General features: G+C 50.2%; 12 protein-coding genes. 7 read left to right on the plus strand and 5 right to left on the minus strand.

Annotated features, from left to right (window positions below; translation table 11 throughout):
* Positions 1-281: 281 nt before the first annotated feature.
* From FC814_RS05075 to FC814_RS05085, 3 genes are all read left to right on the plus strand, one after another.
* Positions 282-1,223 carry a pseudouridine kinase gene (locus tag FC814_RS05075; protein ID WP_001207111.1) on the plus strand — a complete coding sequence of 314 codons (942 nt, stop codon included), beginning with the start codon at positions 282-284 and terminating at the stop codon, positions 1,221-1,223.
* Complete coding sequence (psuG, locus tag FC814_RS05080; protein WP_137325601.1) at positions 1,211-2,149, plus strand: pseudouridine-5'-phosphate glycosidase; 939 nt, start codon at positions 1,211-1,213, stop codon at positions 2,147-2,149. Before FC814_RS05075 ends, psuG begins: the two co-directional genes overlap by 13 nt.
* A gap of 93 nt (positions 2,150-2,242) precedes the next feature.
* The gene (locus FC814_RS05085) at positions 2,243-3,493 is read left to right on the plus strand and encodes a NupC/NupG family nucleoside CNT transporter (protein WP_000353890.1); all 1,251 of its coding nucleotides are present in this window, start codon (positions 2,243-2,245) and stop codon (positions 3,491-3,493) included.
* Positions 3,494-3,563: 70 nt separating this feature from the next.
* On the opposite strand, the gene FC814_RS05090 is transcribed toward FC814_RS05085, so the two are convergent.
* Positions 3,564-4,262, minus strand: a complete 699-nt coding sequence (locus tag FC814_RS05090; protein ID WP_105280135.1) for a transcriptional regulator YeiL — start codon at positions 4,260-4,262, stop codon at positions 3,564-3,566.
* A 127-nt stretch (positions 4,263-4,389) separates the two neighbouring features.
* Between FC814_RS05090 and rihB the strand changes: the two genes are divergently transcribed.
* Positions 4,390-5,331, plus strand: coding sequence for a ribosylpyrimidine nucleosidase (gene rihB / locus FC814_RS05095; protein WP_137325602.1), 942 nt, complete (start codon positions 4,390-4,392; stop codon positions 5,329-5,331).
* A gap of 54 nt (positions 5,332-5,385) precedes the next feature.
* Here rihB and FC814_RS05100 read toward each other — a convergent pair whose 3' ends face one another.
* From FC814_RS05100 to FC814_RS05110, 3 genes are all read right to left on the minus strand, one after another.
* On the minus strand, positions 5,386-6,474 hold the full coding sequence (locus FC814_RS05100) for a sugar kinase (protein WP_001065007.1): 1,089 nt from the start codon (positions 6,472-6,474) through the stop codon (positions 5,386-5,388).
* 2 nt (positions 6,475-6,476) lie between these two features.
* Positions 6,477-7,334 carry a deoxyribonuclease IV gene (gene nfo / locus FC814_RS05105; protein WP_000873880.1) on the minus strand — a complete coding sequence of 286 codons (858 nt, stop codon included), beginning with the start codon at positions 7,332-7,334 and terminating at the stop codon, positions 6,477-6,479.
* A gap of 73 nt (positions 7,335-7,407) precedes the next feature.
* Positions 7,408-8,457, minus strand: a complete 1,050-nt coding sequence (locus FC814_RS05110; protein WP_032225697.1) for a YeiH family protein — start codon at positions 8,455-8,457, stop codon at positions 7,408-7,410.
* 98 nt (positions 8,458-8,555) lie between these two features.
* Here FC814_RS05110 and yieE point away from each other — a divergent pair, with 98 nt between their 5' ends.
* From yieE to cirA, 3 genes are all read left to right on the plus strand, one after another.
* Positions 8,556-9,437 carry a DNA-binding transcriptional regulator YeiE gene (yieE, locus tag FC814_RS05115; RefSeq protein ID WP_000548303.1) on the plus strand — a complete coding sequence of 294 codons (882 nt, stop codon included), beginning with the start codon at positions 8,556-8,558 and terminating at the stop codon, positions 9,435-9,437.
* Between the two features lie 204 nt (positions 9,438-9,641).
* The gene (lysP, locus tag FC814_RS05120) at positions 9,642-11,111 is read left to right on the plus strand and encodes a lysine-specific permease (protein ID WP_000253268.1); all 1,470 of its coding nucleotides are present in this window, start codon (positions 9,642-9,644) and stop codon (positions 11,109-11,111) included.
* A gap of 292 nt (positions 11,112-11,403) precedes the next feature.
* A complete protein-coding gene (gene cirA, locus FC814_RS05125) occupies positions 11,404-13,395 on the plus strand; it encodes a catecholate siderophore receptor CirA (protein WP_000489214.1) in 1,992 nt (663 codons plus the stop codon).
* A 31-nt stretch (positions 13,396-13,426) separates the two neighbouring features.
* On the opposite strand, the gene yeiG is transcribed toward cirA, so the two are convergent.
* On the minus strand, positions 13,427-14,263 hold the full coding sequence (gene yeiG / locus FC814_RS05130) for an S-formylglutathione hydrolase (protein WP_137325603.1): 837 nt from the start codon (positions 14,261-14,263) through the stop codon (positions 13,427-13,429).
* Between the last annotated feature and the right edge of the window lie 160 nt (positions 14,264-14,423).

Here is a 14,423-nt window from a genome sequence, read left to right on the forward strand (position 1 = left end):
CGTCATTTCCTCAAGGGCAGATTAATTTCTGCCCTTTTTTATTGTTTCCATTCTGTGCATCACTTCACAATTTCTTCGCTTTTTCTAAAACCGCCAATAATAGCGTTTTGTGAGCCTGTTCAAATCTGCTCATTTTGCCCCTCTGGCGGTAATTTACTTTAAGTAAAACATGCATACTATGAGCACATGTTTAAATATGAACACATGTTTAAACCGTCTTTGCAGTTATCTCTATTCTTGTGGATTGAAAGGGTTGGTAATTTTTTACCAGAGGACGTGCTATGCGCGAAAAGGATTATGTCGTAATTATAGGTTCGGCGAATATTGATGTCGCCGGATATTCACATGAATCATTAAATTATGCGGATTCCAATCCAGGGAAAATAAAATTTACTCCCGGTGGAGTAGGGCGCAATATCGCACAAAATCTGGCGTTGCTGGGAAACAAAGCCTGGCTACTGAGCGCCGTAGGCAGTGATTTTTATGGTCAATCGCTCCTGACACAAACCAATCACTCCGGTGTTTATGTCGATAAATGCCTTATTGTGCCTGGGGAAAATACATCGAGCTATTTATCATTACTCGATAATACCGGTGAAATGCTGGTTGCTATAAATGACATGAATATTAGTAACTGTATTTCAGCGGAATATCTCGCACAGCACCGTGAATTTATTCAGGGGGCAAAGGTCATTGTCGCAGACTGTAATATCAGTGAAGAGACATTGGTCTGGATTCTGGATAATGCCGCTGGCGTACCGGTATTTGTCGATCCGGTTTCGGCCTGGAAATGCGTCAAAGTACGCGAGCGATTAAGTCAAATTCATACCCTGAAGCCAAACCGTCTTGAAGCGGAAACCCTGAGCGGGATTGCGCTTTCCGGGCGTGAAGATGTAGCAAAGGTTGCCGCCTGGTTCCATCAACATGGCCTGAACCGACTGGTTCTGAGCATGGGTGGTGATGGTGTTTATTATAGTGATATCAGCGGCGAAAGCGGCTGGTCTGCACCGATTAAAACCAATGTCATTAACGTTACCGGAGCGGGCGATGCCATGATGGCGGGACTTGCTTCGTGTTGGGTAGACGGGATGCCGTTTGCCGAATCTGTTCGTTTTGCACAGGGATGTTCGTCAATGGCGCTCTCCTGTGAATACACCAATAACCCTGATTTATCGATTGCCAACGTTATATCGTTAGTGGAGAACGCAGAATGTCTGAATTAAAAATTTCCCCTGAATTATTACAAATTTCCTCGGAAATGCAGGACGCTTTAAAAAACAAAAAACCGGTTGTGGCGCTGGAATCGACCATTATCTCTCACGGGATGCCGTTCCCGCAAAATGCCCAGACCGCAATTGAAGTTGAAGAAACAATTCGTAAGCAGGGCGCTGTACCAGCCACTATCGCTATTATTGGCGGCGTGATGAAAGTGGGCTTAAGCAAAGAAGAAATTGAATTGCTGGGTCGTGAAGGACATAACGTAACGAAAGTTAGCCGTCGCGATTTACCTTTTGTTGTTGCCGCCGGAAAAAATGGCGCAACCACCGTGGCTTCCACCATGATTATTGCGGCGCTTGCCGGAATTAAAGTATTTGCCACTGGCGGTATTGGCGGTGTTCATCGCGGGGCGGAAAATACCTTCGATATTTCCGCCGATTTACAGGAACTGGCGCACACTAATGTCACCGTAGTTTGTGCCGGAGCAAAATCTATTCTCGATTTAGGCTTAACCACCGAATATTTAGAAACTTTTGGTGTGCCGTTAATTGGCTATCAGACCAAAGCATTACCAGCGTTTTTCTGCCGCACCAGCCCGTTTGAAGTCAGCATCCGTCTCGACAGCGCCAGCGAAATTGCCCGTGCGATGGCGGTGAAATGGAAAAGCGGTCTGAACGGTGGCCTGGTGGTGGCAAACCCAATTCCGGAACAGTTTGCGATGCCGGAAGAAAGTATTAACGCTGCAATTGATCAGGCAGTTGCCGAAGCTGAAGAGCAAGGTGTAATCGGTAAAGAAAGCACGCCGTTCCTGCTGGCACGCGTTGCAGAACTGACCGGTGGCGACAGCCTGAAATCCAACATCCAGTTGGTGTTTAACAACGCCATTCTGGCGAGCGAAATTGCCAAAGAATACCAGCGTCTCGCGGGTTAATTTCTGACGGGCAGAAAGCCGTCGCCCGTACTCATCATACAAACCGAAACCTGGCGCTGGCGCCGGGTTTACGGGCATGAAGGGAAAATCATTATGGATATAATGAGAAGTGTTGTGGGGATGGTGGTGTTACTGGCAATAGCGTTTGTGTTGTCAGTGAATAAAAAGAGCATCAGTTTGCGCACGGTTGGAGCCGCGCTGCTGCTGCAAATCGCCATTGGCGGCATTATGCTCTACTTCCCACCGGGAAAATGGGCTGTAGAGCAGGCGGCATTGGGCGTACATAAAGTCATGTCCTACAGCGATGCGGGTAGCGCCTTTATTTTTGGCTCTCTGGTGGGGCCGAAAATGGATGTCCTGTTTGATGGCGCGGGCTTTATCTTCGCCTTTCGCGTACTTCCGGCGATTATTTTCGTTACTGCGCTCATCAGTCTGCTGTACTACATTGGCGTGATGGGACTCCTGATTCGCATTCTTGGCAGTATTTTCCAGAAAGCCCTCAACATCAGCAAAATAGAATCTTTTGTCGCGGTCACCACCATTTTCCTTGGGCAAAACGAGATCCCGGCGATCGTAAAACCGTTTATTGATCGTATGAATCGCAACGAGTTGTTTACCGCAATTTGTAGCGGCATGGCGTCTATTGCCGGCTCGATGATGATTGGTTACGCCGGAATGGGCGTGCCAATTGACTATCTGTTAGCGGCATCGCTGATGGCGATCCCTGGCGGTATTTTGTTTGCACGTATTCTTAGCCCGGCAACCGAGCCTTCACAGGTGACATTTGAAAATCTGTCGTTCAGCGAAACGCCGCCAAAAAGCTTTATCGAAGCAGCGGCGAATGGTGCGATGACCGGACTGAAAATAGCCGCAGGTGTGGCGACGGTGGTGATGGCGTTTGTGGCGATTATTGCGCTGATTAACGGCATTATCGGTGGAATTGGCGGTTGGTTTGGTTTTGCCAATGCCTCTCTGGAAAGTATTTTTGGCTATGTACTGGCACCGCTGGCGTGGATCATGGGCGTGGACTGGAGTGATGCCAACCTTGCGGGTAGCCTGATTGGGCAGAAACTGGCGATTAACGAATTTGTCGCTTACCTGAGTTTCTCGCCATATTTGCAAACGGGCGGCACGCTGGACGTGAAAACTGTTGCCATTATCTCCTTTGCGCTTTGTGGTTTTGCTAACTTTGGTTCTATCGGTGTTGTCGTTGGGGCGTTCTCGGCTATTTCGCCAAAACGGGCGCCGGAAATCGCCCAGCTTGGTTTACGGGCGCTGGCAGCTGCGACGCTTTCCAACCTGATGAGTGCGACCATTGCCGGGTTCTTTATTGGGCTGGCGTAATGCTCGATTTGTAGGCCGGATAAGACGCATCAATCGTCGCATCCGGTAATCGCGCTATTGCAAATCATTTTTACTGCATCATCCCGGAGAATTTATTCTCCGGGTCCATCTCCAGCGCCAGTCCCAACAACTTCTTTCTATTTTTAATGAGATATCCTTTCTTATTTTTAATTAATAAACCGTCGTGAATGAATTGTGCGAGAACATATAAAAGATGTCGATAAGAAACGCCTAAATACTCTGCCGCTTGCGTATGCTTTTCGTGATAAAGATCACCTTCCTGCGAGAGTAATATAAATGCTGCCAGGCGATTCACTAATGGAAATGATTGATTCTGAGTTAAAGAAACAATATTGCGATAATTTTTATGACTTAAGGTGACGCAGAGTTTTCGTAAAAATAGGGTATCGTTTAATAACAGCGGACGGTAATGTTTCATAGGGAGCGCAAGGCACCAACACTCTTCAATAGCCTGCACCGCACGCGGTTCATGGTCTTTATCGATTAACTCAATCTCGCCAATAAAACAGGGGGCGGCAAAGAAATCGATCAGCGACACGCGACCATTAGCTAGCGTGGCGTAAAGCCTGGCGCGGCCTCGCGTCAGGTAAAATAGCCAGGACGGCTGTTGCCCTTCCTGCACAATGTAGTCACGCGCTAAAAAATGAAACAGTCGTGTATCGGCTGAAACATCCGTTGAAAAGCACTCATTAAATGCGGACTCACTAATCAGTTGCTGCTTAAGTTCATTATTGTGGATTTCTTTCACGATGTTTATCCGCTATGAGATTTCTCATATTTAGCATACGTACGCTGTTGTTAAGATTCAATCATCGGCCGGTGGAAATTTCTTTGTTGTAGAAAAAATAACGCAACTGAAACAGAGGAAATAAACAATGGAAAAGAGGAAAATTATTCTGGATAGTGATCCGGGTCATGATGATGCTATTGCCATAATGATGGCCGCGAAACATCCGGCGATTGATTTATTAGGTATCACCATTGTGGCGGGTAATCAGACGCTTGATAAAACATTAATTAATGGTCTGAATGTTTGTCAGAAACTGGAGATTAATGTTCCGGTGTATGCGGGGATGCCGCAGCCAATTATGCGCAAACAAATCGTTGCCGATAATATTCATGGCGAAACCGGTCTGGATGGCCCGGTGTTCGAACCGCTGACCCGCCAGGCTGAAAGCACCCATGCGGTGAAATACATCATTGATACCCTGATGGCAAGCGAAGGCGATATCACTCTGGTGCCGGTGGGGCCGCTGTCAAACATCGCGGTGGCGATGCGTATGCAGCCCGCAATCCTACCAAAAATCCGTGAAATTGTGCTGATGGGCGGCGCTTATGGTACAGGTAACTTCACGCCGTCTGCCGAGTTCAACATTTTTGCTGATCCAGAAGCGGCACGCGTGGTATTCACCTCCGGCGTTCCGTTGGTGATGATGGGCCTGGATCTCACTAACCAGACCGTGTGTACCCCGGATGTGATTGCGCGGATGGAAAGGGCCGGTGGCCCTGCCGGCGAACTGTTCCGTGACATCATGAATTTCACCCTCAAAACCCAGTTCGAAAACTACGGCCTGGCTGGCGGCCCGGTGCATGACGCCACCTGCATAGGTTATCTGATCAACTCTGATAGCATTAAAACCCAGGAAATGTATGTCGAAGTGGACGTTAATAGCGGCCCTTGCTACGGGCGTACCATCTGCGACGAGCTGGGCGTTCTTGGCAAGCCCGCCAATACCAAAGTCGGCATCACCATTGATACCGACTGGTTCTGGGGATTAGTCGAAGAGTGCGTTCGCGGCTACATCAAAACCCACTAAGTGTTGATAATAAGACCGGATAAGACGCATCAAGCGTCGCATCCGGCAACATTGTTACACCATCGGCACTAATGAAAGCGCGTTATCAGCAGACAGGGTAGGGTTATTTATGCTGCCGCTGGCGCGCGAAATTGCCGCGCAGGCCATCGCAAAACGGGCGCTGTCGCGGAAACTGTATCCTTCAAGAAAGCTATATACCAGGCCCGCCATAAAACCATCGTCAGCACCAAAACTATCGACAGTCGTATGCGCTGGCGCGGTCAGCAAAAATTGTTCGCCATCCTTTTCGCTGCAATAAACGGATTCATCGGGCAAATAAACAAACAGTTGCTGAACACCTTGCTGATGCAACGCATTCACTGCGGCATGACGGTCAGCATCGCTGGTGATCGCCTTTTCCCACAAAATTTCCAGCTCCGGTAAAGTGGGTTTCAGGGTGTGAATATGCGCCAGCCAGTGTTTGATTTTGCCCGCTTTGAATTCTGAAACGGTATCGACAAATACCGGAATTTCATCGGCGAGGGTAAAGACCCACTCCAGCGCCTCGGCAGTCAGGTTGCAATCTGCCAGTACCACGCCCGCATGACGAAGTAAATCACGTGACCCGTTCAATAATTGCGGCGTTAACTGTTCCAGCAGATGGGTATCATTAATCGCCAATACGGTTTGTTCGTCTTGATTGGCAATTGCCAGATACGTTGATGTGCTTTGACCATGTAAACGAACGCAGCCAGAGACATTCACTCCAGCACGGCGCGTCTCTTCTAAGAGCATCTCGCCATAAAAATCATTGCCAATCACAGAGAGTAAATGGACGTCGCGGCCTAACAGCGCCAGATTGTGGGCGATATTGCGCCCAACGCCGCCTGCCGAACAATGAATCGTACCGGGATGAGAAGCCGCTTGTGGGTAACGGATATCCGCCATCCCGCGAATATCCATATTGATTGTCCCCACCACGACGCAGTATTCCTGCTCGGTGAGAATGTAACCTTTGCCTTTAATCCGCCCTTTGCGCATTAAATCCATAATATGCGCCGCAACGCGCGAACGGCTGATTTGCAGCATGTCCGCAATTTCATTCTGCTGAATCAGCGGGTTACGCCGTAAAATTGCAAGGATCTCCTTTTCCCGGTTATTCATCTTCAGGCTACCGCTTTTTCAGTTTGTTGCGCTTTTAGCCAGGCGATCTCTTCTGCCCAGATATCCGGGTTGATGGTTTCAAGGATCAGCGGAATGCCGTCGAAACGGTCGTCCTGCATGATCCAGCGGAACGCATCATGACCGATATTGCCTTCACCGAGGCTATGATGGCGGTCAACGCGGCTGCCAAAGGTGCTTTTCGCATCGTTAAGGTGCATCCCACGCAGATACTTAAAGCCAACAATACGGGCAAAATCAGCGAACGTTTTCTCGCATTCGGCTGGAGTACGCAAATCATACCCTGCAGCGAAAGCATGGCAGGTATCAATGCAGACGCCGACGCGGGATTTATCTTCCACGCCATCGATAATCGCCGCGAGATGTTCGAATTTAAACCCTAAGTTGCTGCCCTGACCGGCGGTGTTTTCAATCACCGCTGTCACGCCTTGTGTTTTATCCAGCGCAATATTGATGGATTCGGCAATGCGCGCCAGACAATCCTCTTCTGAAATCTGCATCAGATGGCTGCCTGGGTGGAAGTTGAGCAAAGAAAGTCCCAGTTGTTCGCAACGCTGCATTTCATCTATAAACGCATCGCGTGATTTTTCCAGAGCTTCAGCGACCGGATGACCGAGGTTAATCAGATAACTGTCGTGGGGAAGAATTTGCGCCGACGTGTAGTGATATTTTTCACAGGCGGCTTTGAATTCATCGATGGTTTGCGTCGTGAGCGGTGCGGCACGCCACTGACGTTGATTTTTGGTGAACAAGGCAAACGCGGTAGCGTCGATTTCGGCGGCGCGAATTGCGGCATTTGCCAGACCGCCAGCAGCACTAACGTGCGCTCCAATGTATTTCATATGTGGACTCCTGTTAAACCCGCTGGAGGAAAACGGTAATGATAGCGGGTTAACAGGAGCAAGATGTAGTGGTTTATGCGATGACGCTTTGAATTACATAGTTAATCGCAGCACCACCAACAATCAGCCAGGCAAACAGTACCAGTGCCATCAGCAGAGGTTTCGCCCCGGCTTTTTTCAGCGCGCTGACGTGAGTGGTCAGACCCAGCGCCGCCATCGCCATTGCCAGCAGGAAGGTATCCAGCGTTACCAGCATGTTCACCACGCTCTGCGGTAACAGGTGGAACGAGTTAAAGATGGCAACCACGATGAACAGGATGGCAAACCACGGAATGGTGATTTTGCTTTTCTCGCCGCCATTCGCAGGAGACAGCTGTTTAACACGTGCCGCCAGCAGGATGAGGAACGGAGCCAGCATCATCACGCGCAGCATTTTGGAGATAACTGCTGCGTTCTCAGCTTCCGGGCTGATGGCATGACCAGCTGCCACTACCTGCGCCACTTCGTGCATGGTAGAACCAATGTAGATACCGAACGTTTCCGGGCTAAACCATTGGGTCATCAGCGGATACATTGCCGGGTAGAGGAAAATCGCGATGGTTCCGAAAATAACCACGGTTGCGACAGCCACAGTCACTTTACTGGCTTCTGCTTTCACTACCGGCTCAGTCGCCAGTACCGCCGCAGCACCACAAATACTGCTACCGGCACCGATCAACCAGCTGGTGTGCTTGTCCAGGCCAAACACTTTCTGCCCCAGGAAGCAGGCCAGCAGGAAGGTGCTGGACAGTGTCAACACGTCAATGATGATCCCACTAATACCGACATCGGCAATTTGTGAAAACGTCAAACGGAAACCGTAAAGAATAATACCCAGACGTAGTAAATGTTGCTTGGCAAACAGCACACCGCCGTCACAGCTTTTCCAGATATGCGGATATACTGTGTTGCCTAAAACCATCCCCAACAAGATTGCGAGAGTGAGGGCACTAAACCCGGCACCCGCAACAGCGGGAATGGAACCACCCCACAGGGCGACCCCGGTGATAACTGCACTCAGGGCTAACCCCGGAATGAAATGCCACAGTGTACGATGTTGTTTCTGTAAGGTGATATTCGTCATAACCCTCTCCTTTATCCGGGCATAAGGTTACGACTAACTGGTTTAAAAATAAAATTGATTATATATTTATAATTAATCTTTATAAGTGGTAAGCGACTATGCACATCACCCTCCGGCAGTTGGAAGTTTTTGCAGAAGTATTGAAAAGTGGATCAACCACCCAGGCGTCGGTGATGCTGGCGTTGTCGCAATCAGCAGTGAGCGCGGCGTTGACCGATCTGGAAGGGCAGCTAGGCGTGCAACTGTTTGATCGCGTGGGGAAAAGACTGGTTGTTAATGAACACGGGCGGCTGCTCTATCCGCGTGCGCTGGCGTTGCTGGAACAGGCCGTCGAAATCGAACAACTGTTTCGCGAAGACAACGGCGCGATTCGTGTCTATGCCAGTAGCACCATTGGTAATTACATCCTGCCCGCCGTTATCGCCCGTTATCGCCATGATTACCCGCAGTTGCCGATTGAACTTAGCGTTGGTAACAGCCAGGACGTGATGCAGGCAGTGCTGGATTTCCGCGTTGATATTGGCTTTATTGAAGGGCCATGCCATAGCACTGAAATCATTTCTGAACCGTGGCTGGAAGACGAGCTGGTGGTGTTCGCCGCGCCGACTTCGCCGTTGGCTCGTGGTCCGGTCACCTTAGAACAACTGGCCGCTGCGCCGTGGATCCTGCGCGAACGCGGTTCCGGCACGCGGGAAATTGTCGATTATCTGTTGCTGTCACATTTACCGAAATTTGAGATGGCGATGGAATTAGGTAACTCCGAGGCTATCAAACATGCGGTGCGTCATGGGTTGGGAATTAGTTGCCTGTCGCGACGGGTAATTGAAGATCAATTACAGGCTGGCACATTAAGTGAAGTTGCTGTCCCTCTACCGCGCCTGATGCGTACGTTGTGGCGTATCCATCATCGGCAAAAACACCTTTCCAACGCGCTACGGCGCTTTCTGGACTATTGCGATCCCGCTAATGTGCCGCGTTAAATTGCGGTACAGGAACATGCTGGTGCTGTGTCAATTTCGTGACGCAGCGCCAGCGTCATGCATTCGCCAGAAAAGAGATAGACTGCTTTACTTATAATTCCTGGGCGATCATGAAGGTCTCTTATAAAAGCGCATTTCTACCGGAAGGATTGCAAATCGTCTGCTACAATCGCGCCTCATTTTTAAGATGGATAGCATTTTTGTATGGTTTCCGAAACTAAAACAACAGAAGCGCCGGGCTTACGCCGTGAATTAAAGGCGCGTCACCTGACGATGATTGCCATTGGCGGCTCCATCGGTACGGGTCTTTTTGTTGCCTCTGGCGCAACGATTTCTCAGGCAGGTCCGGGCGGGGCGCTGCTCTCGTATATTTTGATTGGCCTGATGGTCTACTTCCTGATGACCAGTCTTGGCGAACTGGCGGCGTATATGCCGGTTTCTGGTTCGTTTGCGACTTACGGTCAGAACTATGTGGAAGAGGGCTTTGGCTTCGCGCTGGGCTGGAACTACTGGTACAACTGGGCGGTGACTATCGCCGTTGACCTGGTGGCTGCGCAGCTGGTCATGAGCTGGTGGTTCCCGGATGTTCCTGGTTGGATCTGGAGTGCGCTGTTCCTTGGCGTCATTTTCCTGCTGAACTACATTTCGGTCAGAGGCTTTGGTGAAGCGGAGTACTGGTTCTCACTGATCAAAGTCACGACAGTGATTATCTTTATCGTCGTCGGCGTGATGATGATTATCGGTATCTTCAAAGGCGCACAGCCTGTGGGCTGGAGCAACTGGACGATAGGTGAAGCACCGTTTGCCGGTGGTTTTGCGGCGATGATCGGCGTGGCAATGATTGTTGGCTTCTCCTTCCAGGGAACCGAACTGATTGGTATTGCAGCGGGCGAATCTGAAGATCCTGGGAAAAATATTCCGCGTGCGGTGCGTCAGGTATTCTGGCGAATCCTGCTGTTCTATGTGTTTGCGATTCTGATCATCAGCCTGATCATTCCGTACACCGATCCAAGCCTGCTGCGTAACGATGTGAAAGACATCAGCGTCAGCCCGTTCACGCTGGTGTTCCAGCACGCGGGGCTGCTTTCTGCGGCAGCGGTAATGAATGCGGTCATTCTGACAGCCGTACTGTCGGCGGGTAACTCCGGTATGTACGCATCTACCCGTATGCTTTACACCCTGGCGTGTGACGGAAAAGCGCCGCGTATTTTCGCCAAACTGTCGCGTGGCGGTGTACCGCGTAACGCGCTGTATGCCACGACGGTGATTGCCGGTCTGTGTTTCCTGACCTCCATGTTTGGTAACCAGACAGTGTATTTGTGGCTGCTGAACACCTCCGGGATGACAGGCTTTATCGCCTGGCTGGGGATTGCTATCAGCCACTATCGTTTCCGTCGCGGCTATGTATTGCAGGGACACGATATTAACGACCTGCCGTACCGTTCGGGCTTCTTCCCGTTGGGACCGATCTTCGCTTTCATTCTGTGTCTGATCATCACCCTGGGCCAGAACTATGAGGCGTTCCTGAAAGATACCATTGACTGGGGCGGCGTAGCGGCAACGTATATTGGTATCCCACTGTTCCTGGCCATCTGGTTTGGTTACAAGTTGATTAAAGGAACCCACTTCGTGCGTTACAGCGAAATGAAGTTCCCGCAGAACGATAAGAAATAAGTTTTCTCCCTTCCTTGTTAAGCCCTCTCAACCGAGAGGGCTTTTTCAATTCTATTTCCCTGATAAAACACGAGGATATAAAATTTAACATTTGGATTGATAATTGTTATCGTTTGCATTATCGTTACGCCGAAATCAAAAAAGGCTGACAAATCAGAGACTGTTCAAGCTTTCTGGGATGATCACCTGCATACAAAAAAGTCCACCGCGATGCTGCCGTACGCAAGGGGACGTGAAGAAGATGTGAGCGATAACCCATTTTATTTTCGTAGTTACCTCATGGAGATATGGAATGTTTAGGTTGAACCCTTTCGTACGGGTCGGGCTGTGTTTGTCCGCAATTTCTTGTGCATGGCCTGTGTTGGCGGTTGATGATGATGGCGAGACGATGGTTGTCACAGCATCTTCTGTTGAACAAAACCTTAAAGATGCACCTGCAAGTATCAGCGTCATTACCCAGGAAGACCTGCAGCGTAAACCAGTACAGAATCTGAAGGATGTCCTCAAAGAAGTGCCGGGCGTACAACTGACTAACGAAGGGGATAACCGCAAGGGCGTCAGTATTCGTGGCCTGGACAGCAGCTACACGCTGATTCTCGTCGATGGTAAACGCGTTAACTCCCGCAATGCTGTCTTTCGTCACAATGACTTCGATCTGAACTGGATCCCGGTTGATTCCATCGAACGTATTGAAGTGGTACGTGGCCCGATGTCCTCGTTGTACGGTTCTGATGCGCTCGGCGGCGTGGTCAATATCATCACTAAAAAAATCGGTCAGAAATGGTCGGGCACTGTTACGATCGATACCACCATTCAGGAACATCGCGATCGTGGTGACACATACAATGGTCAGTTCTTCACCAGTGGGCCATTAATTGATGGTGTGCTGGGAATGAAAGCCTACGGCAGCCTGGCTAAACGTGAAAAGGATGACCCGCAAAACTCAACCACCACCGATACCGGAGAGACTCCGCGTATTGAAGGATTCTCCAGCCGCGACGGTAATGTCGAATTTGCCTGGACGCCGAATCAAAATCACGATTTTACCGCCGGTTACGGTTTCGACCGTCAGGATCGTGATTCCGACTCGCTGGACAAAAACCGCCTGGAACGCCAGAACTACTCTGTCAGCCATAATGGTCGCTGGGATTACGGCACCAGCGAACTGAAATACTACGGCGAGAAAGTCGAAAACAAAAACCCTGGCAACAGCAGCCCAATTACCTCTGAAAGCAATACCGTTGATGGCAAATACACGCTGCCGCTGACGGCGATTAATCAGTTTGTCACCGTTGGCGGTGAATGGCGTCACGACAAACTTAGTGATGCAGTAAACCTGACCGGTGGCACCAGTTCCAAAACGTCTGCCAGCCAGTACGCGCTGTTTGTGGAAGATGAATGGCGGATCTTTGAGCCGCTGGCGCTGACGACCGGCGTGCGTATGGACGATCACGAAACCTACGGCGATCACTGGAGCCCGCGTGCCTATCTGGTCTATAACGCTACCGACACCGTTACCGTGAAAGGTGGCTGGGCGACAGCTTTTAAAGCGCCTTCTCTGCTGCAACTTAGCCCTGACTGGACGAGCAATTCCTGCCGTGGCGCATGTAAGATTGTGGGTAGCCCGGATCTGAAACCAGAAACCAGCGAAAGTTGGGAGCTGGGGCTTTACTATATGGGCGAAGATGGTTGGCTGGAAGGGGTTGAATCCAGCGTTACCGTTTTCCGCAACGATGTGAAAGATCGTATTAGCATCAGCCGCACGTCTGACGTTAACGCTGCACCGGGTTACCAGAACTTTGTCGGTTTTGAAACGGGAGCGAACGGGCGACGCATACCGGTATTCAGCTACTACAACGTTAATAAAGCGCGGATTCAGGGCGTGGAAACGGAGTTGAAAATTCCTTTCAATGACGAATGGAAACTGTCACTCAACTACACCTATAACGATGGTCGTGATGTCAGCAATGGCGAAAACAAACCACTTTCCGACCTGCCGTTCCATACCGCTAACGGTACGCTGGACTGGAAACCGCTGGCGCTCGAAGACTGGTCATTCTATGTTTCTGGCCACTATACCGGGCAGAAACGAGCCGACAGCGCGACGGCCAAAACGCCGGGCGGCTATACGATCTGGAATACCGGCGCAGCCTGGCAGTTGACCAAAGACGTCAAACTACGTGCGGGCGTGCTGAACCTGACTGATAAAGATCTCAGCCGTGATGACTACAGCTATAACGAAGACGGTCGTCGTTACTTTATGGCGGTGGATTATCGCTTCTGATGAGAAGATGCCCGGCGAACCGGGCTAAGTTTTACTTCAGTAAATGCTGCGCATGGAAGCGCAGATGATCCTCTATAAAAGAGGCAATGAAGTAGTAACTGTGGTCATAACCCGGCTGAATACGTAACGTCATTGGCCACGCTTTCTGGCGTGCGGCCTCTGCCAGCACCGCAGGCTGGAGTTGGTCGGCAAGAAACTGATCGCTATCACCCTGATCAATAAGCGTCGGGATCGCATCCTGCGCATTACTGGCGTACATCAGCGCGCAACTGTCCCATTCCTCCCAGTCATTTTTATCCTCGCCCAGATAGGCGCTAAACGCTTTGATTCCCCACGGGACGCTGCACGGATTCACAATCGGCGCAAAGGCAGAAACGCTGGTGTATTTACCTGGGTTTTTCAGCGCCATAATCAGCGCACCGTGACCGCCCATTGAATGACCGCTAATGGCGCAGCGATCGCTGACGTTAAATTGCGACTGAATCAGCGCAGGTAATTCATCACGCAGATAATCATACATCCGATAATGCACCGACCACGGCGGTTGCGTAGCGTTAAGATAAAACCCTGCGCCCTGGCCTAAATCGTAGCCGTCATCATTGGCAACCTGTTCGCCGCGCGGGCTGGTGTCCGGCATTACCAGTACAATCCCCAGTTCCGCCGCTACGCGCTGGGCACCCGCTTTAGTGGTGAAATTTTCGTCATTACAGGTTAATCCCGAAAGCCAGTACAGCACCGGCGGCGGGGCGTTATCGCGGGGAGGTGGGAGAAAGATGCTGAACGTCATCGGACAGTTTAAGGTACTGGAGTCGTGCCGCCAGCGTTGTTGCCAGCCTTCAAAACAGCGGTGCTCTTCGAGCATTTCCATGCGTGGCTCCTTGTTATGTTGTTTGCAATTTTTTCATCATACCGTTTATTCAGTGTGTTGTGAGTAACTTTCACTTCCGCATATGCATAACGATGTTTTAACATCTACGGCTGAAAGGCAGCGGCAATTACAATAATTATCGCTGTGAATACTGGATTAT

It is taken from the genome of Escherichia sp. MR (assembly GCF_005280595.1).
GTDB lineage: Bacteria > Pseudomonadota > Gammaproteobacteria > Enterobacterales > Enterobacteriaceae > Escherichia > Escherichia ruysiae.